Here is a 21749-nt window from a genome sequence, read left to right on the forward strand (position 1 = left end):
CTCGTACGCTCGGACGGTGCTCGCCCTGGTCGGGGTCGGGCAGGTTGGCGCGGGGGGGGGCGTCAGCTTGCGACGGGGCGCAGCCGCAGGCCCGCCATCCCGCCGTCGACGGCCAGGGCCGTGCCGGTGGTGGAGCCCGCGAGCGGGCCGGCGAGATAGACGATGGCGGCCGCGACCTCCTCGGGGGAGACGAGCCTGCCGTGGGGTTGACGGGCGTTGAGGGCGGTGCGTTCGGCTGCGGGGTCGTCTGCCGCGTCGAGCAGACGGGAGACCCAAGGGGTGTCCACTGTGCCGGGGTTGACGCAGTTGACACGGATGCCTTCGCGGACGTGGTCGGCGGCCATGGCCAGAGTGAGGGAGAGCACGGCCCCCTTGCTTGCCGAGTACAGGGCGCGCTGGGGCAGTCCTGCCGTGGCGGCGATGGAGCACACGTTGACGACGGCGGCGTGGCCGGAGGCGCGCAGATGTGGCAGGGCGGCCCGGGTGGTACGGACGATGCCCAGGACGTTGACGTCCAGGACCGCGTGCCACAGCGCGTCGGGGTTGTCCTCCACGGTGCCGACGGCTCCCCGGCCGGCGTTGTTGACCAGGATGTCCAGGCCGCCCATGGCGGTGGCGGCCGCCTGGATCGCACCGCGGACGGAGTCGTCGTCGCCGACGTCGGCCCGGCAGCCGTGCATCGGCTCGGTGATTCCCCCGGGGTCGAGGTCCAGGACGCAGACCTCGGCCCCGCGGTCGGCGAGGAGACGAGCGGTGGCGGCGCCGATACCCGAAGCGCCGCCGGTGACGACGGCCCGCAGGCCCTTCAGCTCGCTCATGCCGTCGCCTCCCTTGCCGCGGTGAAGGTCTGGCGCTGGCTGCCCAGGCCGTCGATCTCCAACTCGACTACCTGGCCCGGTCGCAGATACGGGGCATCGGGCAGCCCCAGAGCGACGCCCGCGGGTGTCCCGGTGTTGATCACGTCGCCGGGCTCCAGGACCATGTACTGGCTCAGGTACCAGATCACGTGGGCCACGTCGAAGACCATCTGCTTGGTGTGGCCGTTCTGTCGCTGTACCCCGTCCACACGCAGGCGCAGGCCCAGGGACTGCGGGTCCGGTACGTCGTCCGCCGGGACCAGGACCGGTCCCAGGGGATTGAAGCCCTCGCAGGACTTGCCCAGGTCCCACTGCGACGAGTACTCCAGCTGGAACTCCCGCTCGGACACGTCGTTGCTGATCGCGTAGCCGGCCACGTACTCCAGCGCCGTGTCCGGTGAGACCAGGTAGCGGGTGCGTCGGCCGATGACGACCGCCAGTTCGACCTCCCAGTCGGTCTTCGTCGAACCGCGGGGAATCGGCACCGTGTCGTAGGGACCGACCACCGTACCGGGATCCTTCATGAACACCACCGGGCGTGCGGGGACGGCGGCGCCCGTCTCCTCGGCGTGGTCGCGGTAGTTCAGCCCGATGCACACCACCTTTCCCGGGCGGGCCACCGGCGCCCCGACGCGCACACCGGACACCGGCAGTTCCGGGAGGCCCCGGTCAATCGCGTGGCGTACCAGACGCAGACCACCGGCCTCCCAGAAGCCCCGGTCGATGTCGCGGGTCACCGGAGAGAGGTCGAGTACCCGCTCCCCGCCGTCGGCGTCGGCTGTCAGGACGGCCGGGACCTCGTGTCCGACGTCTCCGTACCTCATCAGCTTCATGGGGAAGTTGTCCCTTTCAGGGATCGCACCAGCCGGCTCCGGCCGGTCGTCGGGTTGGGCCACGCGGTGGCCCGGGTCGCTGCCGTGCCGCTCAGTCAAGATGGAAGACCTCTTCCGCCTCGGCCCAGCGTTCGCCTTCCGCAGTGCTGGCCAGGGGGAGTTGGCAGGGGTCGGTGAGAGTCCACCACCGCTGGGTGTCCGGGTCCGCGGCGATGGCGGCCATGTCCGAGGCGTAGTCCTCGCCCGTGTACTCGTAGTACGCGAACAGGGTGTCGTCCCGGAGGAAGATCGAGTAGTTCGTGATGTGTGCTCGGCGCAGTGCCGCGAGCACGGGGGCCGGGACGGCACGGTGCAGTGCCAGGTATTCCTCGGCCCTGTCCGGGCGCAATCGGATGACGGAGCCGATGCGGCGGGGCGCTGCCATGCCGTCACTCCTTGGTCGCGCCGGCGAGCATGCCGGACACCAGGGCTCGTTGGGAGAAGAGGAAGACGACCAGGACCGGCACGATGGTGATGAGGGTGGCCAGGGCCAGTTCGGGTCGCAGGATCTGGTTTCCCGTGCCGCTGGAGGTGTTGAACAGCGGCGAGGCGGCGAGCAGGTTGTTCAGCCCTACCTGGGCCGGGTACTTGGAGCTGTCGGGCAGCATCACGAACGGCAGGAAGAAGTTGTTCCAGTTGCCGACGAAGTTGAAGAAGCCGACCAGGGCGATCACCGGCTTGGCCAGCGGCATCGCGACGAGACGGAAGACCTGCCACTCCGAGCAGCCGTCGATCCGCGCGGCGGCCAGCAGGTCGGCGGGGACGTTGGAGGAGAAGTAGATGTAGGTGAGGTACACCCCGAACGGGAAGAAGGAGAAGGGCAGGATGACCGACCAGATCGTGCCGTCCAGGTGTACGGCGTTGATCTCCAGGTAGAGGGGCAGCACCATCGCGGCCGTCGGCATGAGCATCACGAGCATGGTGATCGTGAGCAGCGTCCGTCGCCCGATGAACCGGGTGAGGGCCAGCGCGTACCCGGCGGGGATCGACGTCATCAGGGTGACGACGAGCGCACCGAACGTGTAGACCGCAGAGTTCTGCAGCCAGGTGAGGATGGCACCGTCCTGGAAGGCGTAGAGGTGGTGCCAGGCGTCGGCGATCGAACCGAGGGACCCGAAGGAGAACGGGTTGTCCCGCACGATCTGGCTGTCGGTCTTGGTCGGGGCCAGCAGGAGCCACACCACCGGCACGCAGAAGAAGAGCAGAAACGGGCCCATGACGACGAGCCAGGCCAGCCGGGCGGCCAACGAGCTGGGGCGGCGGATCCGGCGCATGGGTTTCCTCGGGCTGGTACGGGCGCCGGCGGTGTGGGGCGGCTGGGTGCGGCGGACGGTGGTCGTGGGAGCTGTGGTCATCATTCGTCCCTGTCGAACAGGCCGGTACGGAAGACGACGAGCGCCGCACAGGCGAGGCCCAGGATGAGGAGGTCGACGGAGAGCGCCGCCGCGCCGTTGAAGTCGCCCGCCTGGAACGCGTACTGGTAGGACAGCTGATTGGGCGACCAGCTGTCGGGGATCATGCCCCAGCTGGCCACGGAGACCAGCTGAGGTTCGACGAAGAGCTGGGTACCGGCGGCGAAGGCCAGGATCAGCATGTACGCGATCCACTTGGTGACCATGGGGATCTGGATGCGCAGGGCGATCTGAAGGGTGCCGGCTCCGTCGATGCGGGCGGCCTCCAGGACCTCGTCCGGGATGTTGTTGAGCGCGCCGTACATGACCACGATCCAGCCCCCGGCCCCGGTCCAGAAGGCGATCACGGTGAAGAGCACCGGCAGGTGGCCGGGCGCGTTCACCTGGGCGAGCGTGTTCCAGCCGAAGTCCTTCAGCAGCCAGCCGACAGGGCTGGCCGCCGGGTCGAGCAGGATCAGCCAGAGCAGCACGCTCGCCACCCCGGCGAGGGCACCCGGCAGATAGAACAGGAACCGCAGGGTGGAGGAGGCTCTGCGCATACGGCCGTGCAGCATCAGCGAGAGCAGCACCACCAGGAACATCAGACTGCCCAGCCAGACCAGCAGGTACAGCCCGATGTGCAGGAAGGCCGGTGCGAAGCGGTAGTCGGCGAACGTGCGGGTGAAGTTGCCGATCCCGACAAGCTGGTTGCGGGAGTTGGACAGCGCCAGCCACACCGCGTAACCGGTGGGCAGGACGCCGAAAGCGAGCAGGAGCAGGACGTAGCCGGAGACGAAGACGTAGCCGGCGCGTCCTGCCGGGTTCCGGGCGGAGCGGCCGCTTCGGCGGCCGCCGCGCTCGTTCGCGAGGTGGGTGGTCATCGGTCCGCTTCGCTAGTTGACGGTGTATCCGAGGGACTTGGCCTTGTCCGTGATGGCCGTCTGCCAGGTGCCCAGGGTGTCGGTGAGGGTCTTGCCGGAGTTCAGGGCCGGGATCACGGTGGAGGAGTAGATCGCCTCCTGGCTGTACTGGGTGGCGGACCAGCCGGGCCAGATGAGCTCCGCGGCCTGCTGGAAGACGGGGCTGATGTCCTTGGCGAAGTAGCCGGTCTTCCGCTGGTTGACGAGCCAGGCGTCGGCGGCCGGCTTGTACGCGGGATAGGTGCCTGCGGTGGCCTGGTAGTCGTCGGAGGTCGTCATCCAGCTGACCAGGTCGGAAGCCGCCTTGAGGTTCTTGCTGTGGGAGGAGACGAACCACAGGCCACCGCCGACGTTGCCCGTGTAGTTCTTGGCGTCGCCTTCGAACTTCAACGGTGCGGCAGCGGCGATCCGGTTCTTGGGGATCTTGAAGGTGGAGTTGAACAGCACCTGCCCGTACCAGGAGGGGCCGGGGAGCATGAGCACCTTGCTCGCCTTGTTCTTGATGAAGCCGGCGCTGAAGACGGTGTCCTTGGAGACCGAGCCCTTGGCGATCAGGCCGTCGAGCAGCTTCGCCATCCGGGTGCACTTGGGGTCCTGCAGGCTCACGGCGACCTTCTTGGCACCGGTCGTGGTGCTGGCGGGGCACTGGCTGGCCCAGAAGTACACCTCGGGCGTCCATGCGTCCCCGGCGGTTCCGACCAGGTAGCCGGGGTGCTCCTTGGCGACCTTCGCACCGAGGGCCTGGTACTGCTCCCAGGTGGTCGGGACGGAGTACCCGAACTTGTCCATGAGGGACTTGTTGTACCAGAGCACGTTCTGGGCCAGGTCGTTGCGCAGGCAGTAGGTTCCGCCGTCGAAGGTGCAGGGGTTCAGCGAGCCGTCGGCGAAGCCGCTCAGCGTGGACTCGGGGATCAGCCCCTTGTCGACGGGCGCCGCGTAGGGGGTCTTGCCCTGGGCGGCCCAGCTGCCGTCGTTGACGTTGGCGCTGAAGGCGACGTCGGGCCAGCCGCTCCCGGTGCGGTCGAACAGCTGCACCTTCGTCTGTAGATCGTTGGCGCCGTTCGCGTCCCCGCTGTACGTGACGATCTTCATCTTCACGTCCGGGTGCGCCTTCTGGTAGGCCTGCACGCCGGGGACCCGGGCGGCGTCAGCCCAGACGGTGATCTCACTGCCGGCCTGCTGGGTGGCGGGCTTGAAGGCCGCGGGGGAGGAACTCGCCGCGGGAGCGGGGTCGGCGTTCCCGCACGCGGCGAGCGCGAGCAGAGAGACGGCGCCCAGGGCCGCGCCGGCTGCGCGTCTGACCTGGCGGCGGGAGGTGACGGGAACGTCGCTGTTCATGACTGACCTCATGTCTGCGTGTCAGTGGAGATGTCCACGGGATGTCGGCGGAGGCGCCGGATAGGGGAGGCGTGGAGGGATGTCGTACCGAAGGCGTGGAGGGAAGGGGTACGGCGGAATCGGGAGCGGGGGATTCGTGGTCGGTCAGGCCTTCGGCGGTGTAAAAGTCCCCTTGTCGACAAACCGCTGAAGGATCGGAGGGTAGTCCAGGCCGGCGGGCAGGGCCACGCCCGGCCCGGTGGGGGCGTGGACGAGTCCGTTGGCGTCGATGCCGCTCTCGCGGCTGATGGGATTGCCCATGACCAGGGACTCGTAGTAGGTGGTGTTCGAGATGGCCATGCACAGGTGCCGGTTGGGGATCTCCGGTCCGTGCACCTCGGCGCGCAGCCGGTAGGCGTCGGCGAGGTGGGCGGTGCGCATGGCGCCGGTGAAGCCGCCGCGCAGCTGGGTGGAGGCGCGGACGCCGAAGGTGGCGGCGCCGGCCTGGATGAAGTCGGCGGAGTTCATGTGGGCCCCGTCGGAGGTCTCGGCGACCAGGAGGGGCACTGCCACCGCGTCGGCGAGGCGCTTGTACGCGGTGATGCTGAACTCCCGGATCGGCTCCTCGTACCAGAGGTAACCGGCGTCGAACAGGGCGTGCCCGAGGTGGATCGCGTCGGGGAGGTCGAATCCGGCGGACGCGTCGAACATCAGGGGGACGGCATCCCCCACGTGTTCCCGGAGGGCTGTCGACAGCCGGGCGTCCCGGCGTGCGTCGCCCCAGGCGTGGAGCTTGATGGCGGGGTACCCGAGCTCCAGGGCCTGGTCGGCGATGTCCAGGTACTCCTCCACCGAGGAGTAGGTGACGGTGGAGGCGTAGGCGGGTATCGCGGTGCGGAAACCGCCCAGCACCTGCCAGGTCGGCCGGTCGGAAAGTCTGCCGGCCAGATCCCACAGCGCGATGTCGACGAGGCCGAGCAGGTAGAGGGGCAGTTCCTCGGTGCGGTCCAGTTCCCACATGCGGTGCCAGAGCCATTCCCTCTGCAGCGGGTCCTGGCCCACGAGTTCCTTGCGCAGGAAGCGGTCCAGCAGGTCCGCCAGGATGACCGCGCTGCCTCGGCGGGGTGCCATGGCCACCCCCTCGTCGCCCTCGTCCGTGACGATGCGCAGCACCGCGGCCTCACCGTCCGGCGGGCTGCCCAGCAGACCGTCACGCCAGACGAACGGCGGACTGGCTCCTGGAACCCGGACCGGATAGCTCTCCACATCGGCAATGCGCACGGTGTTGCCCCTTGCGACGGCAGCTGCTGCTGCGAAATTTTCGTGTAACGTAAGTCGTCATACGAATGCTGTCAAGGCTTCCGGCGCAGTAGACTCGGCGGTCGTCCACACCAGTAAGGGGGCCACATGGCGAAGAGCGGCAGAAGTGGTGTCGGGGATCCGCCGGCGCTCAAACCCTGGCCCAAGCGTCCTGCGCGGCTGGCCCACGCCGTCGTGGAATCCCTCACCGACGCCATCGTGTCGGGCGCCATCCCGCCGGGCTCCGCTCTGCCGGTCGAACCCGAACTGTGCGAGACCTTCGGCGTCAGCCGCATCACGATCCGCGAGGCCGTCAAGTCGCTGGAGGCCAAGGGGTTGGTACGGGCTCGGCAGGGCTCGGGCACCACGGTCACCCAGTCCGAGGAGTGGAATCTCCTGGATCCCGTCGTTCTGGCCGCCACCGTCCAGCACGACGACGAACTCGTCGTACTCGACCAACTCGTCGGCGTGCGATCGGCGTTGGAGGCCCAGATGGCGGCCCAGGCCGCCGAACTCGCCACCGACGACGACCTCCGGGCGGTGGAGCGGCTGCTCGGCCAACTGGACGAGGAGACCGCCACTCCTGCCCGCTTCGTCGAGACCGACGTGGCCTTCCACGACCGGATCATGCAGGCGTCCCGGAACAGGCTGGGCCGCTCCATCATCCGGGCCGTGCACACCCAGGCGCGTGGCACGTTCCTGTACACCGGCACACCCGACGTCCAAGCCTGTGAGCAGGCCAACGCCGAACACCGCCAGGTGGCCGAGCGGCTTCTGGCGCGCGATCCGCAAGGTGCCGCAGACGCCATGACGGCGCATATCGAAGCGGCGTGGCGCCGCCGCCGTGCGCCGCAGCCAGGTGCCACCCCCTGAGCGCACTGACCTTCTGGGTGCACTCGACCTCAACCCGCCCCCGAGCCGTCAGGCCGGGGGCGGGTTCCTTTTTCGGGCGCGGGCCTATTTCTGTCGCACATCTTGACGACATACGTATGACGACTAACGTTACGTCGCCGTATCACCTCCGAAATCACCGCCGGGCTGTCTCCCCATGACCGGGGCGCCCCGCGCGTGACCCCTTTGCACAACCGGAAGGTGCCAGATGCGCCCAACCCGCCTCCGTCCCACACTGCGTGACCGGCTCAGACCATGTCTGGCCGCACTCGCACTGCTCACCGCATCGGCCGGGGCCGTCCTCGCCCAGGCCGTACCCGCGTTCGCCGCCACCACGACGCTCTACGCGGCTCCGAACGGCACCGGTACCGCCTGCTCCGCCGGCCAGCCCTGCTCCCTCGCTCAGGCCAAGGCCAACGTCCGCGCCATCAACAGTTCGATGACGAGCGACATCACCGTCGAACTCGCCGACGGCACCTACCGGCTCTCCGCACCGCTGACCTTCACCTCGGCCGACTCCGGCACCGGTGGCTACACGGTGACCTGGAAAGCCGCGCTGGGCGCCCATCCCGTGATCAGCGGCGCGCAGCAGGCCACCGGCTGGACCCTCCACGACTCCGCCAAGAACATCTGGCAGGCCAGTGTCGGTACCGGTTTCGACACTCGGCAGCTGTACGTCAACGGCACGCAGGCGACGCGGGCCCGCGCCTCGCTCAACCGTTCCGACCTGACCGCGACCACCAGCGGTTACACGTTCACCAGCAGCACGCTGAGCTACCTCAACAGCCTCGCGAACCCGAGCCGGACCGAGATCCACGGCATCGGATCCTTCACCGACCGCTACGCCCCGGTGTCCGGCATCAGCAACGGCAGCATCACCATGGGCCAGCCGTCCTGGGACGACAACACCTTCGGCTACGACACCCTGACGAGCCCGTTCCGGGCGGGCCCGCTGTACATCGAGAACGCCTACGAATTCCTGGACGCGGCCGGCGAGTGGTACCTCGACACCGGTACCGGGACCCTCTACTACAAGCCGCTCCCGGGGCAGGACATGAGCACCGCCGACGTCGAGGTGCCAGAGCTGCAGTCGCTCGTCGACGTCGGGGGAAGCTATGGCTCTCCCGCCACCCACATCACCTTCTCCGGGCTGCAGTTCTCCGGTACCAGCTGGCTGCGGCCCAGCGCCGACGGCTACGCCAGCCAGCAGACCGGCGCCTACCTCAGCGGCACCTGGGACCGCCCGTCGGACGCCTTGACCTCATGCCAGAGCGGGTGCCCGCTCTTCGAGGCGACCCGCCCCCACTGGGACCAGATGCCGGCGGCCGTGCAGGTCTCGGCCGCCGACCACATCACCTTCACAGGCAACCGGTTCACCCAGCTCGGGCAGGTCGGCCTCGGCATCGGCAACGACGCCAACGCGCACGCGACCGGGGTGGGCCTCGGGGCCGACACCGTCACCGCCACCGGAAACGTCTTCACCCAGGACGCGGGCGGCGGCATCGTCGTCGGAGGGATCCAGGCGGACGCGCACCATCCCGGCGACAGCCGGATGACCAACCAGAACATCACCGTGAGCAACAACCTCATCCACGACGTGGCACTGGACTACCGGGACATGTCGTCCATTCTGCTCACCTATGTGAACGGCGCCACCGTGTCGCACAACGAGGTGTACAACCTGCCCTACTCCGGCATGACCATCGGCTACGGCTGGGGCACCAACGACCCCGGCGGCAGTCAGGACTACGTCAACCGCGGCCTGTACAACTACCAGCCCGTCTACACCACTGCGACCACAGCCGCGAACAACCACGTCACGGACAACTACATCCACGACATCATGCAGCAGATGAACGACGGCGGTTGCATGTACACCCTGTCGGCGTCGCCCGGCAGCACCTTCGAGCGCAACTACTGCCACACGAACAACAACTACATGGGCTTCTACCACGACGAGGGGTCCCGGAACTTCACGGACACCGACAACGTCTTCCGCGACACCGGACGCTGGGCCAACCAGAACGCCAGCTCCACCAACAACACCGGTGCCCTGACCCTCACGGACAACTGGACGAGCAACAACTCCACCAACGTCACCAACGGCAGCCGCGGGAACGTCGTGAGCGGCACCGTGGTCGTCACCGACGGCAACTGGCCGTCCGGCGCCCGGACGGTGATGGACAACGCCGGCATCCAGCCGCTCTACCGCCCCCTGACCACCGACCCGGTCACCGCCCCCTACAGCGTCTATTCCTCCACCCCGGCCTTCACCGGCCAGAGCGGCGGCCGTTTCACCATCACCGACGCGGGGGCCGACATCTGGGGCGCCGGCGGACAGCACGACGATGCCTACGGCACCGTCTACCTGGCAGGTGCCGCCGGCGACGGCACCTCGGTGACCACCCGGGTGGACAACGTGGACAACTCCAACGGCTGGGCCAAGGCCGGTGTCGTCCTGCGCAACAGCCTCACCGGCAGCGGGTCGTCGTCCGGCTACGCCGTCGCGGTGGCGACGCCCAGCCACGGCGTCTGCTTCCAGTGGGACTCCACCGCGGACGGCTACCTCGACCAGATGTCATGCACGGCGTCCACGGTCAAGGCGCCGGTCTGGGTACGACTCACCCGCACCGCCACCCAGGTGTCCGCGTTCTACTCCACCGACGGCGCCACCTTCACGCAGATCGGTTCGGCCGTCACCCTCCCGTCCATGGCCGCCGCGCAGGACGCCGGTCTCATCCACACGGCCCACGGCACCACCGTCGGCAGCGCGTCCTTCAGCAACCTGCGCATCGTCACCACCCCCTTCAAGGCCTACAGCTCCGTTCCGGCCGCCGTGGGCCAGACCCAGGGGGTGACATCCCTGACCAACGCGGGCATCGACACGTGGGCCGCGGGAACGAACCGCGACGACGACTACTCGGCGGCCTACCAGCCGGGCGCGGCGGGAACGTCGTCGACCGTGGTCGTGCACGTCGACAGCCAGGACAAGACCAACGACTGGGGCAAGGCCGGCCTGATGCTGCGCAACGACATCACCGGTACCGCCTCGTCCACCGGCTACGTCGTCCTCGCGGCCACCCCCGGGAAGGGAGTCTCCCTGCAGTGGGACTCCGACAGTGACGGCTACCTCGACACCAACACCACCAAGACCGGGAGCGCCGCCATCGCCCCCGTCTGGCTCCGCCTGGTCCGCAGCGGCACCTCGGTCACCGGCTCCTATTCGGCCAACGGCACCACCTGGACCACCGTCGGGACGGCAACGCTGACCGGAGCGAACAGCAGCGAGGACGCCGGCGTGTTCTTCACGGCCCACGGCGGAAGCCCCGGCACGGCGAACTTCAGTCAGTTCTCCGTGAACTGACGGGCCGACCGGAGCGTTCGTCCCTGATCCGGCGACCGGTCCCGCGTGGTGGTGCGGCATCACCGCCCCGCGGGACAGCGCCATGTCCGCTACCAGTTCCCCGGGGACATGGGTACTCCGCTCGTAGTACCTGCCCCCGCGGCAGTCATCGCCGGTCGTGGCTTCCTGCGCCGGGCAGGCTCGGCCCGTTCGCCAGGCCGATGCGCCGGGCGACGGCGGCGATGTGGTCGATCAGCGACTCGCGAGCGCTCCCGGGGTCACCCTCGGCCAGGGCGCGTGCCAGCGCGCTGTGTTCCTCGACGTCCTCCATGACGTGCGCGGGCCGCGTCGTCGAGGCGGCGCTGACGCGGATCTGCTGGTCCCACAGGGCCGCGTGGGAGGCGGCGAGGACCGCGTTGCCCCCGGCTCGCATCAGGCAGGCATGGAAATCACGTGCGGTCTCCAGGGCCTGGCGGGACGAGGGGCCCCCGTCCGCGTCTGCTTCACGGTTGGCCAGGGCCAGCAGCTCGGCGCCGGTGGCGCGGACGACGTCCGCGGGGCCGGCGGCCAGCGAGTCCAGGGCGAACAGTTCCATCAGCAGGCGGGCCTGCAGCACTGCCAGGGCCTCGCCGGGGGTGACCGGGACGACCATCGCGCCGCGCTTGGGGTAGAGCCGCAGGAAACCCTGGGCCTCCAGGCGCAGAAAGGCCTCGCGAACGGGGGTGCGGGAAACGCCCAGCTCCGCAGCGACCACGCCTTCCGAGAGCAGTTCGCCACCGGCGAGGTCACCGTCGAGAAGGCGGTCACGCAGACGGGTGTAGACGAGGTCGGCGGCAGGCTGAGGCTTCGGCATACACCCATTCTGGCCTGCACGAGCATTCTTTGCATCCAAGCTTGCATCCAAACTTGCATCTAAGCTTGCGTCTATCCTTGTATGCATGCTTCCATGAGCGGGCATTTCTCGCAGACCGAAAGGCGAACCGGTGAACGTCGCCCTCTTCGTGACCTGCCTGAACGACGCGCTCTTTCCTCGTTCCGGCCAGGCCGCCGTCACGCTCCTCCGCCGTCTGGGAGTGGATGTGGACTTCCCGTCCGCGCAGAGCTGTTGCGGGCAGATGCACTGGAACACCGGCTACCGCTCCGAGACGGTCCGGCTTGCCCGGCGCTTCGTCGACGTCTTCGCCGACTACGAGGCGATCGTGATCCCGTCCGCGTCCTGCGGTGGAATGCCCGCCGAGGCCTACGCCACCGCTGCCGAGGCGGCCGGTGATACGGGCCTCGTCCGGGCGGTGCGCGAACTCGTACCACGGGTGCACGAGTTGACGACGTATCTGACCGATGTGCTGGGCGCCGAGGACGTCGGCGCCTACTTCCCGCACCGGGTGACATACCACCCGACCTGCCACAGCCTGCGCGCCGCCCCCGTCGGCCACCGGCCCTACCGGCTGCTGCGCGCGGTCGCGGGCATCGACCTCGCCGAACTGCCCGCACAGCAGGAGTGCTGCGGCTTCGGCGGCACCTTCTCGGTGAAGAACGCCGCCGTCTCCGGGGCGATGTGCGCCGACAAGGCCCGCCATGTGGTGGAGACCGGGGCGAGCGTGCTGGCCGCCGTGGACAACTCGTGCCTGATGAACATCGGAGGCCGGCTCGACCGGGACGGGCATCCGGTACGCGCCATGCACCTCGTGGAGATCCTGGCCCGGACCTGGGAGGACGGCCCGGTGCCGGAACTCCCGCTGGCGGCAGGCGCGGTGGCCCGATGAGCCGCACCTTCGTCGGCTGGCCCGCCTTTCCCCGAGCTGCTGCCGCCGCCACCCAGGACATGCAACTGCGCGCCAACGTCACCCGCGCCACGGGGACCATACGCGGCAAGCGGGCGAATCTGGTCACCGAGCGGCCGGACTGGGAGGACCTGCGGGACTCGGCGGCGGCGCTCAAGGACGAGGTTCTGGCACACCTGGACCGCTACCTGCTCCAGGCCGAGGAACAGGTCACCGCCGCGGGCGGTACCGTGCACTGGGCGCGCGACGCGGCGGAGGCCAACCGGATCGTCACAGAGCTGGTGCGGGCCACCGGCGAACGGGAGATCGTCAAGGTCAAGTCGATGCTCACCGAAGAGATCGGTCTCGACAACGCGCTGGAGGCCGCCGGGATCAGTGCCCGGGAGACCGATCTCGCCGCCGCCATCGTGCAGCTGGGGGACGACCTGCCCTCGCATGTGGTGGTGCCCGCGCTGCACCGCAACCGCGGCGAGATACGGGACGTCTTCGTCCGGGAGATGGGCCGCCACGGCCGTCCGGCTCCGCAGGGGTTGACCGACGAACCGGCACAACTCGCCGAGGCCGCACGGCTGCACCTGCGGGAGAAGTTCCTCAAGGCCAAGGTCGCCGTGAGCGGCGCCAACTTCCTGGTGGCCGAGACCGGGACGCTCGTGGTGGTCGAGTCGGAGGGCAACGGCCGCATGTGCCTCACCCTCGCCGACACGCTGATCTCGGTAGTGGGTCTGGAGAAGGTCGTCCCGACCTGGCGTGATCTGGAAGTCTTCCTGCAGTTGCTGGCCCGCAACGCCACTGGGGAACGGATGGCCCCCTACACGACCACCTTCACCGGGGTCACCCCCGGCGACGGGCCGCAGCGGTTCCATCTGGTGCTGGTCGACAACGGCCGGACCAGGGCGCTGGCCGACCGGGTCGGACGGCAGGCACTGCGCTGCATCCGCTGCGGCGCGTGCATGAACATCTGTCCCGTCTACGAGCGCACCGGCGGCCACGCCTACGGCTCGGTCTACCCAGGGCCGATCGGGGCGATCCTCAACCCGCTCCTCAAAGGACCGGACGACCCTCAGACCGCCTCGCTGCCCTACGCCTCTTCGCTCTGCGGAGCCTGCAACGAGGTCTGTCCGGTGCGGATCCGCTTCACGGACGTGCTGCTGAAGCTGCGGCACGAGGTCGCCGAGGGCGACGCGAAGGTGAAACACCCGGTGGAGAAGGCGGCGTTGGGCGCGGTCGGCGCCGTCATGGAGCACCCGGCAGCGTGGAACGCCGCCGTGCGCGCGGCGGGCAGGGTAGGTCCCCTGATGCCGAGGAAACGGTTGCCCGGCCCGCTGAGCGGCTGGACGGGCACCCGCAACGTCCCCGAGATCCCCAAGGAATCCTTCCGGGCCTGGTGGAAGCGCACGGACGGGGGCACCAAGTGAGCACCGGTGCCCGCGAGGAGATCCTGGACCGGATCCGGTCGGCGACGGCCGACCTGACGACGCGGTCGCCCGAGGTGCCGCGCAGCTATCTGAGGCACGCGCCCGGCGTCGATCCGGCGGACCGCGAGACAGTGCTCGCGCTCTTCGCCGAGCGACTGGAGGAGTACGGCGCCACCGTGCACCGGGCGCGCCCGGCCGGCCTGGTGTCCACCCTGGCCGAGGTGCTGCCCGCCGGGCGTGTCATGGTGCCGGCCGGGTTCCCGATCGAGTGGCTGACGCAGTGGGCCGGGGAAGCGGTGGCGGAGGAGACGACGCCGCTGTCCAGGCGACAACTGGACGGGCTGGACGCGGTGCTGACGACCTGCGCGGTCGCGATCGCCGAGTCGGGGACCGTCGTGCTGGACACCGGTCCCGGCCAGGGCCGACGCGCGGCCACCCTCCTTCCTGACCTGCACGTGTGCGTGGTACGTGCCGGTCAGGTGTTCTCGTCGATGCCGGAGGTGATCGGCTCGCTGGATCCGCTCCGACCTCTGACGTGGATCAGCGGGCCCTCCGCCACGGCGGACATCGAGATGATCCGGGTACCGGGCGTGCACGGTCCACGCCGGCTGACGGTGGTGCTCCTGCTGGAAGAAGATCGGAGTCCCGGCGCCGCGGGATGATCAACGGCACGTGGCAGCCGAGGCGTCTCCGCCCGCCGTTTCGGCGGTTCTCAGGTGCTCGCGCAGCCACTGCTCGGTGTTGGCGACGTGCAGCAGTGCTGCGGCGTGGGCCAGCGCGGCGTCCCGCGCGGCCAGTGCGGCGTAGATCGCCTCGTGCTCGGCGAGGGTACGTCCCGCGGCCCGGGTGTCCACCAGGCCTCGCCAGATGCGGGCGCGCAGCGTGCGGCCCGAAATGCCCTGGAGAAGGGTGAGAAGTGATTCGTTCCCGGTGACGGATGCGATGGCACGGTGGAACGCGGCGTCGTGGGCGTTCAGTCGCTCCACGTCCTCGCTCGCCTCCCGCATGGCGTCCAGATGGTGCTTCACCTCGGCCAGACCGTCGGCGGATATCCGGGTGACGGCCAGTGCGGTGGCAGCGGGTTCGAGCAGGCGTCGTACCTCCATGAGGTCCAGCACGGCACCCGGGTCCCCCTGAAGCAGCTCCACCGCACCGCCAAGACCCTCCAGGAGCAGGCTCGCCTGCAGGCTTGTGACGTAGGTGCCGTCCCCTCGCCGGACTTCCAGGACCCGAGCCACAGCCAGTGCCTTGACGGCCTCGCGGGCAAGGTTGCGGGAGAGCCCCAGCTGGGATGCCAACTCCTGTTCGGGAGGCAGCTTGGAGCCAGGAGGGAGCGCTCCCGAAGCGATGAGCTGCCGAATCTGCGCGATGGCTTGGTCCGTCAGGGACAACGGGGTGCCTCCCATGAGTGCCGTCACCGGGCGGATCGCGTCCGTCGCGCCAATGAGTACGCCGGACTGTTCGGTTCATCCCATCATCCCTCAGGGGGAGTGGAGTGTCAGTGGCCGCTGAAACCCTCTTCGTGCTTCCAGACATGGGATGTCTATCGCAACAGAATGCGAATGAATGGGTTGAAAGGAGCTTGTCTCTTCGAAAGGAAGTGCCCTTCATCCCAGCACCATGGTTGACATGGCCCGGTCGAATGCACGAAGTTCGTGCCTGACATCCAATGACGCTCGCGCTGTTGTCGTTCGACGGGCAGCCCAGCCTGCTCCGTCGGAACACCTATGAATCCAGGAGTCGGACATGCCGTCAGGAAGCCCGTCCCGTCGTTCCGTCCTGGCCGCCGGCGGCGTCTCAGCCGCGACTGCGGCGCTTCCCGTGCTCTCCGGTTCGCCGGCCGAGGCCGCCACCGGCACGGCGACCGCGCTGAGAAGACTGGTGGACATGCGGTTCGGCATGTTCAACCACTTCAACATGGGGACGTTCACCGACGAGGAGTGGGCCGCGCCCGATCAGGACCCCGCCCTCTTCGCTCCGGGCACCGTCGACTGTGCACAGTGGGCCGCGGCCGCCAGGGCTGCGAAGATGAGCTACGGCGTGCTCACCACCAAGCACCACGACGGCTTCTGCCTCTGGCCGAGCAGGTACAACGACTACAACGTCGCCAACAGCGGGTACGAACAGGACATCGTTGCCCAGTACGTGAAGGCCTTCCGGGCGGAGGGGCTCCGGGTCGGCCTGTACTTCTCGATCTGGGACCGCTCGTACGGCGTTCAGGGGTACGACACCCGGCACGGGGTGGGAGCGGATCAGATCATCGTGCCCGGTGATCTGGCATACATCCTCGACCAGATCACCGAACTGCTCACGGACTACGGCGAGATCGACATGTTCGTCACGGACGGCTACGGATGGCAGATGGGACAACAGGCCATTTCGTACCAGCGGATCCGCGAACATGTGAAGTCCCTCCAGCCCGACATCGTCATGATCGACCACGGCGGACTCTCGGTGCCGTTCCTCGGCGACGCGATCTACTTCGAGGAGCCGTTGGGCATCACGGCGCCGGAGGGGAACACGCACGCGGCCGTACAGGGGCAGACGATCAGCAACGGATGGTTCTGGCGTCCCTCGACACCGACCACCGACCCCATCAGCAAGGCGTCGATCCTGTCCCACCTCGTAGATCTGGAGCCGAAGTACACCTCGTTCATTCTCAACTGCCCGCCCAACCGTGACGGCAGACTGGACGACAACATCGTGCAGAGACTGGCCGAAGTCGGAAAGGCCTGGCGGCCCGACTCCTCCCGCCCGCCGCTCCCCGCCCAACTGCCGCGCGCCGAACACCCGGTGACGCCGGTCAGTGCCTACGCCACCGGCTTCCACGACGGTGAGGGCGCCATGAACGCGATCGACGGACTCAGCGACAGGAACTTCGAGACGTGCTGGTCGACATGGAGCCTGAGCCTGCCCCACTCCATCACCATCGATCTCGGCGGGGTCTGGAGTGACGTGTCCACGCTTGAGTACCTGCCCAAGCAGTGGAACCGCAACAACTCCACCGACGGCGACATCATCTCGTACAAAATCTGCACCAGCGTCGACGGCACCCGTTTCACACAGGTGGGTGAAGGCATCTGGGGCGGCAGCCGGGCGCTGAAGGTCCTGGAATGGAGTCCTCGGGACGTGGGGTATGTGCGGATCCAGGTCGAGGAGGGCACCGGTGGCTACGCGAACGTGGGTGGTGTGCGGATCGGCGGCAGGAAGAAGAGGCCGGCACTGGTGTCGCGTGTGCTGCCGGGGGACTCGACGGTGTACCGGCTGGTGAACCGCGCCAGCGGTCAGGTGGCCGACGTTCTGGGAGGTGGCACCGCCGACGGCACCGACGTGCGCCAACAGCCCTGGCGGAACCGCGAGAACCAGAGATGGACCTTCACGTCCACCGGCGACGGCTACTACACGATCCAGGGTGTGGGCAGTGGGAAGGTGCTGGAAGTGGCCGGTCTCTCCCGGGTGGACGGGGGCAACGTCGGCATCTGGTCGGACGACAGTGTGCCCCAGCAGCACTGGGCGGTGACACCGACCGGCGACGGCTACTTCTACCTCACCAACAGGCTCTCCGGGCTGGCCCTCAACGTCGAGGACGGATCGACGGCGGACGGGGCGGACATCAACCAGTGGACCTACACCCGGGCGGAGCGGCAACAGTGGCGGATCGTGACCGGGTGACCGGTGCCGGGTCTGAAGCGGGGCGGGCACCCCTCTGGCGCGGTGCCCTCGCACATGATGATCCCTCTTGCCCGGCACCCCTCGGCCCTGCGCTGAGCCTCCCGGCGGGCCGATCAGAACCGGTGGGAGCCGAAGCGGCCCCACACGATCACCACCAGCAGAACGATGTTGATCAGGTTCCCGACAGCCTCGGAGGTTTCCGAGCGGCGCAGGTGGAGCCGGGTCGCGCCGATCATGATCGCGAGACCACCCAGTGCGGCACACGGGACGAGTACCGGTGCTGTGTCGGTAGCCCCCGGCAGGATGAGGCCGAGGCCCACCAATGTGTCCAGGACTCCGCTGATCTTGACGAACGTGTCGGAGGCCTGTCCGACCCAGCCGAAGACCGGGGCGAGCTGGACTCTGTTGCGCACGAGTTTCATCGTGCCCACTGCGAGGAAGACGGCGGCGACGAGGGACTGGAGGATCCACAGCAGAAGATTCATGGAGGACTCCCGGCGTAGAAGGCGCTTGGGTGGCGTGGGCATGGCATATGAGGGAGCGCGCGGCGGCTGTCGAGTCCTGGCATGAACGCGGCTCGCGACCTATCATGAACCGACGCTCACTTTAGTGCAAGCGTCGGGGTGGGCCGCCCGGAGGGGCGGGGCGTCGACGTGAGGGCCCCTTTGCCTTGCCTTGGTCAGCTGCTTGGAAGAGGATGAATGTCGGCTGCTTCGTATGCGGTCCCGACGTAGGCAGAGCGCCATGACGGAAGACACCGAGACATCCGGCCGGTTCCCCCCGGGGCTGCTCAGGGAGGTCCGAGGCACTGTCACGGTCGTTGTCACCGACTCCGCCGGCACGGTGACTCTCTGGAGCCGCGGTGCGGAGGCGCTGTGGGGCTGGTCTTCTCAGGAGGCCCTCGGCACCGGTCTGGCTGACCTCTTCACGTCCGACTGGGCCGTCCGGCACCGGGACGGCCGCGTGCTGGACATAGGCGTGGACGTCTGCCCGCTGCTGGTCGGAGAACGGAACACCGGGTTTCTGCTGGTGGCGGATCGCCGCGTGGAAGCGCAGGGGGCCCGGGACGAAGAATTGATGGCGTGGGTGTTCGACCAGTTCCCGGCGCCGCTCGCGATCAATGACCCCGAGGGTCGGGTCCTGCGGCACAACCGGGTCATGACCCGGCTGACCGGCCGTGAAGAGGACGAGATGCGGGGTCACTCCCTCACGGAGTCGGTTGCGGAGGCGACGACCGCGGAGGACGAGCGCAGGGTGACGCGAGTGGCCGCCACGGGCGAGCTGGAGACCACCGAGCGGTTCGTCAAGGTGCCGGGTGAAGCCAAGGCGCACGCGTGGGTCTCGGACTTCTTCCCTCTCAAGGACTCGACAGGGCGGGTGCGGGCTGTCGGTGTGACCTCTTACGACTACTCGCAGCAGTACGGCGCGCGGGAGCGGCTGGCGCTGCTGAGCGAGGCGCGGACCCGGATCGGCATGAGCCTGGACCTGGCCGGCACGGCCCGCGAGGTCGCCGAGGTGGCGGTGCCACGCTTCGCCGACACCGTGAGCGTGCATCTGCTCGACGAGGTCTTCCGTGGCGAACTGCCGCCGCCCGGCCCGTTGCGTCGGTCGGTCGTGCTGCGCAGGGTGGTGCCGTTGGCCGACGGTGAGGAGGCTGTGCCCGGTCAGCCCATCCATCCCTCGTCATCAGCGGTCGCCCGGTGCTTGCTCGGCAACGGCGCCCGACTGATCGAGGGCGGCGCGTCCGAGGTCGAGGGATGGTTCGGTGGCGAAGTCGGCCAGGGCGTCTGCTCGACCATCGCGGTGCCCATCCGCGCGCGCGGCACAACCCTCGGGCTTGCTCTGTTCCTGCGAAACGCAGCGAAGCGTGAACCGTACGGGCCGGACGACCTCGCCGTCACGGAGGACCTGATCGCCCGCGCGGCGATCTGCGTGGACAACGCGCGCCGGTTCACCCGCGAACACGGTATCGCCGTGGCGCTGCAGAGTGCCCTGCTGCCGCACGGCTCGCCATCGCATGCGGCGGTGGAGACCGCGGCGCGCTACCTTCCGGCCGGCGGCGGGGCACAGGTCGGAGGCGACTGGTTCGATGTGATCGCGCTCCCGGGATCACGGGTGGGCCTGGTGGTGGGAGACGTCGTCGGCCACGGAGTCACCGCCTCGGCCATCATGGGACAGCTGCGCACGGCCGTACGCACGCTCGCCGACATCGAGCTCCCGCCCGAGGAACTCCTCACCCACCTCGACGACGTGGTTACCCACGCGGCGGACGGGGAGTCTGCTTACCGGGATCCGTGCGCTCTGGGAGCCACCTGCCTCTACGTCGTGTACGACCCGATCGCCGGGGTGTGTTCTCTGGCCGCGGCCGGACATCCGCCGCCTGTCCTGGTGCGCCCGGACGGTACGTCCGCCGTCGTCGACATGCCCGTCGGTCCGCCGCTGGGCCTCGGCAGCCTGCCGTTCGAGGCGACCGACCTGGCCGTCCCCGAGGGAAGTCTGCTGGCGCTGTTCACCGACGGCCTGATCGAAACCCGTGAGCACGACGTGGATGCCCGCCTGGAGGAGCTCCGTGCTGCCATCGCCCGCCCGAGTCCCTCGCTCGACGCGCTGTGCGACACGGTCCTGGGCGCACTTCACAGCGGGCCCGCGGCCGACGACGTCGCGTTGCTGATAGCCCGTACCAGAGGACTGGCCAAGGACCAGGTCGCGGAGTGGGAGTTGCACAGCGATCCCGCTGTCGTGAGCGACGCGCGACGCCTGGTCGATGACCGGCTCGCCGCGTGGGGGCTGGAAGACCTGATGTTCACCACGGAGTTGGTGGTCAGTGAACTGGTCACGAACGCGATCCGCTACGGCGTCGGACCGGTTCACCTGCGTCTGATCAAGGACCGGTCCCTGACCTGCGAAGTGTCGGACGGCAGCGCCAGCGCCCCGCACCTGCGCCGAGCCCGGTTGAGCGACGAGGGCGGCCGTGGTCTGTTCCTGATCGCCGAGCTGACTCAGCGATGGGGCACTCGATACACCATGACGGGCAAGACCATCTGGGCCGAACAGGCACTGGATGTGGCTCGTTCGTTGGAGTTCTAGGAGCTGAAGCCGCCACACCCTCCTCGGGGTCTGTGGCAAGGGCTGCGCATTGCTGTTTGCGGTCACCGCCGGCTTGTCCCTCGCTCGCGCGCGGCGGGAAAGTCCTTGCATCAATGTGAATGATGGTTCAGGATATATTCTGAACCGGAGTTCATTTTGATGTCCGGGGATCGGAGTGGCCGGCCCCGGCCAAGCCCGGCCGCGCAGGCCTCCCTCGCCAGGAGCGGGCGGGCGCCTTCTGGCCTCAGCCGAATCGAGAAACCGCGAATGCCCGTTGAATCCAGCCCGCCGCCCGCTTCCGCCGACTCTCCTGCGTTGCCGTCTCGACGCACCTTCATCGCCGTGAGCGGCGCGGTCGGTGGTGCGGTCGTCGTCAGCGGCCTTCTGGACGGTCCTTCCGCGCTGGCCGCCGAGACGGCATCGGCCGTCGAGGCACCGCCCAGCAGCCGGGTCTCGTTGACCGTCAACGGCAAGCACCGCACGGTCACCGTCGACAACCGGACCTCACTGCTGGACCTGCTGCGAGAGGAGCTCGACCTGACCGGCACGAAGAAGGGCTGCAACGCCGGGGCGTGCGGTGCCTGCACGGTGCTGGTGGACGGGCGTCGCGTCAACTCCTGTCTGACGCTCGCCGTGCGACTGGAGGGCGCCCACGTCACCACCATCGAGGGTCTGTCCCGCGGCGATCGACTCCATCCGCTGCAGCAGGCGTTCATCGACCAGGACGCCTTCCAGTGCGGGTACTGCACCCCCGGACAGATCATGTCCGGCGCCGGCTGCATCCAGGAAGGGCACACGGGCTCCGCGGACGAGATCCGGGAGTGGATGAGCGGCAACATCTGCCGCTGCGGCTGCTACGTGAAGATCGTGCGCGCGGTCGAGCAGACCGTGGGCCGGAAGTGAG

General features: G+C 68.7%; 18 protein-coding genes. 8 read left to right on the forward strand and 10 right to left on the reverse strand.

Annotated elements, in window-relative coordinates; translation table 11 throughout:
• Window positions 1-62: 62 nt before the first annotated feature.
• From ACFZB3_RS25420 to ACFZB3_RS25450, 7 genes are all read right to left on the reverse strand, one after another.
• Entirely contained in the window at window positions 63-818 is a 756-nt protein-coding gene (locus tag ACFZB3_RS25420) for an SDR family oxidoreductase (protein WP_391378770.1), read from the reverse strand.
• Window positions 815-1690 (reverse strand): fumarylacetoacetate hydrolase family protein, encoded by an 876-nt coding sequence (locus ACFZB3_RS25425; protein ID WP_391378772.1) that lies wholly within the window; start codon window positions 1688-1690, stop codon window positions 815-817. The genes ACFZB3_RS25420 and ACFZB3_RS25425 overlap by 4 nt, the downstream gene beginning before the upstream one ends.
• A gap of 91 nt (window positions 1691-1781) precedes the next feature.
• Complete coding sequence (locus tag ACFZB3_RS25430; RefSeq protein ID WP_391378774.1) at window positions 1782-2114, reverse strand: L-rhamnose mutarotase; 333 nt, start codon at window positions 2112-2114, stop codon at window positions 1782-1784.
• A gap of 4 nt (window positions 2115-2118) precedes the next feature.
• Complete coding sequence (locus tag ACFZB3_RS25435) at window positions 2119-3003, reverse strand: ABC transporter permease subunit (protein ID WP_391378894.1); 885 nt, start codon at window positions 3001-3003, stop codon at window positions 2119-2121.
• An 80-nt stretch (window positions 3004-3083) separates the two neighbouring features.
• Window positions 3084-4001, reverse strand: coding sequence for an ABC transporter permease subunit (locus tag ACFZB3_RS25440; RefSeq protein ID WP_391378776.1), 918 nt, complete (start codon window positions 3999-4001; stop codon window positions 3084-3086).
• A 12-nt stretch (window positions 4002-4013) separates the two neighbouring features.
• Complete coding sequence (locus ACFZB3_RS25445) at window positions 4014-5378, reverse strand: extracellular solute-binding protein (RefSeq protein ID WP_391378778.1); 1365 nt, start codon at window positions 5376-5378, stop codon at window positions 4014-4016.
• A gap of 144 nt (window positions 5379-5522) precedes the next feature.
• Window positions 5523-6638, reverse strand: a complete 1116-nt coding sequence (locus tag ACFZB3_RS25450) for an enolase C-terminal domain-like protein (protein WP_391378780.1) — start codon at window positions 6636-6638, stop codon at window positions 5523-5525.
• A gap of 126 nt (window positions 6639-6764) precedes the next feature.
• Here ACFZB3_RS25450 and ACFZB3_RS25455 point away from each other — a divergent pair, with 126 nt between their 5' ends.
• Together ACFZB3_RS25455 and ACFZB3_RS25460 are read left to right on the forward strand one after the other, a co-directional pair.
• On the forward strand, window positions 6765-7529 hold the full coding sequence (locus ACFZB3_RS25455; protein ID WP_391378782.1) for an FCD domain-containing protein: 765 nt from the start codon (window positions 6765-6767) through the stop codon (window positions 7527-7529).
• Between the two features lie 226 nt (window positions 7530-7755).
• The gene (locus tag ACFZB3_RS25460) at window positions 7756-10911 is read left to right on the forward strand and encodes a DUF1349 domain-containing protein (RefSeq protein ID WP_391378784.1); all 3156 of its coding nucleotides are present in this window, start codon (window positions 7756-7758) and stop codon (window positions 10909-10911) included.
• A gap of 145 nt (window positions 10912-11056) precedes the next feature.
• On the opposite strand, the gene ACFZB3_RS25465 is transcribed toward ACFZB3_RS25460, so the two are convergent.
• Window positions 11057-11743: a GntR family transcriptional regulator gene (locus tag ACFZB3_RS25465; RefSeq protein ID WP_391378786.1), complete on the reverse strand. Its 687-nt coding sequence runs from the start codon at window positions 11741-11743 to the stop codon at window positions 11057-11059.
• A gap of 130 nt (window positions 11744-11873) precedes the next feature.
• On the opposite strand from ACFZB3_RS25465, the gene ACFZB3_RS25470 reads away from it, so the two are divergent.
• Genes ACFZB3_RS25470 through ACFZB3_RS25480 form a run of 3 tightly spaced genes read left to right on the forward strand, consistent with a single transcriptional unit; the run spans window position 11874 to window position 14748 of the window.
• On the forward strand, window positions 11874-12653 hold the full coding sequence (locus ACFZB3_RS25470; RefSeq protein WP_391378788.1) for a heterodisulfide reductase-related iron-sulfur binding cluster: 780 nt from the start codon (window positions 11874-11876) through the stop codon (window positions 12651-12653).
• Window positions 12650-14086 carry a LutB/LldF family L-lactate oxidation iron-sulfur protein gene (locus ACFZB3_RS25475; RefSeq protein WP_391378790.1) on the forward strand — a complete coding sequence of 479 codons (1437 nt, stop codon included), beginning with the start codon at window positions 12650-12652 and terminating at the stop codon, window positions 14084-14086. Before ACFZB3_RS25470 ends, ACFZB3_RS25475 begins: the two co-directional genes overlap by 4 nt.
• Complete coding sequence (locus ACFZB3_RS25480) at window positions 14083-14748, forward strand: LUD domain-containing protein (RefSeq protein ID WP_391378792.1); 666 nt, start codon at window positions 14083-14085, stop codon at window positions 14746-14748. Before ACFZB3_RS25475 ends, ACFZB3_RS25480 begins: the two co-directional genes overlap by 4 nt.
• Here the strand turns inward: ACFZB3_RS25480 and ACFZB3_RS25485 are convergent, their stop codons facing one another.
• Entirely contained in the window at window positions 14749-15477 is a 729-nt protein-coding gene (locus ACFZB3_RS25485) for an FCD domain-containing protein (RefSeq protein ID WP_391378794.1), read from the reverse strand.
• Window positions 15478-15832: 355 nt separating this feature from the next.
• Here ACFZB3_RS25485 and ACFZB3_RS25490 point away from each other — a divergent pair, with 355 nt between their 5' ends.
• Complete coding sequence (locus ACFZB3_RS25490; protein ID WP_391378796.1) at window positions 15833-17758, forward strand: RICIN domain-containing protein; 1926 nt, start codon at window positions 15833-15835, stop codon at window positions 17756-17758.
• 113 nt (window positions 17759-17871) lie between these two features.
• Here the strand turns inward: ACFZB3_RS25490 and ACFZB3_RS25495 are convergent, their stop codons facing one another.
• On the reverse strand, window positions 17872-18243 hold the full coding sequence (locus ACFZB3_RS25495; RefSeq protein WP_391378798.1) for a DoxX family protein: 372 nt from the start codon (window positions 18241-18243) through the stop codon (window positions 17872-17874).
• 259 nt (window positions 18244-18502) lie between these two features.
• On the opposite strand from ACFZB3_RS25495, the gene ACFZB3_RS25500 reads away from it, so the two are divergent.
• Entirely contained in the window at window positions 18503-20845 is a 2343-nt protein-coding gene (locus tag ACFZB3_RS25500; protein WP_391378800.1) for a SpoIIE family protein phosphatase, read from the forward strand.
• Between the two features lie 267 nt (window positions 20846-21112).
• Entirely contained in the window at window positions 21113-21748 is a 636-nt protein-coding gene (locus ACFZB3_RS25505; protein WP_391378802.1) for a 2Fe-2S iron-sulfur cluster-binding protein, read from the forward strand.
• The last annotated feature ends 1 nt before the right edge of the window (window position 21749 follow it).

It is taken from the genome of Streptomyces sp. NPDC008092 (genome assembly GCF_042957285.1).
GTDB lineage: Bacteria > Actinomycetota > Actinomycetes > Streptomycetales > Streptomycetaceae > Streptomyces.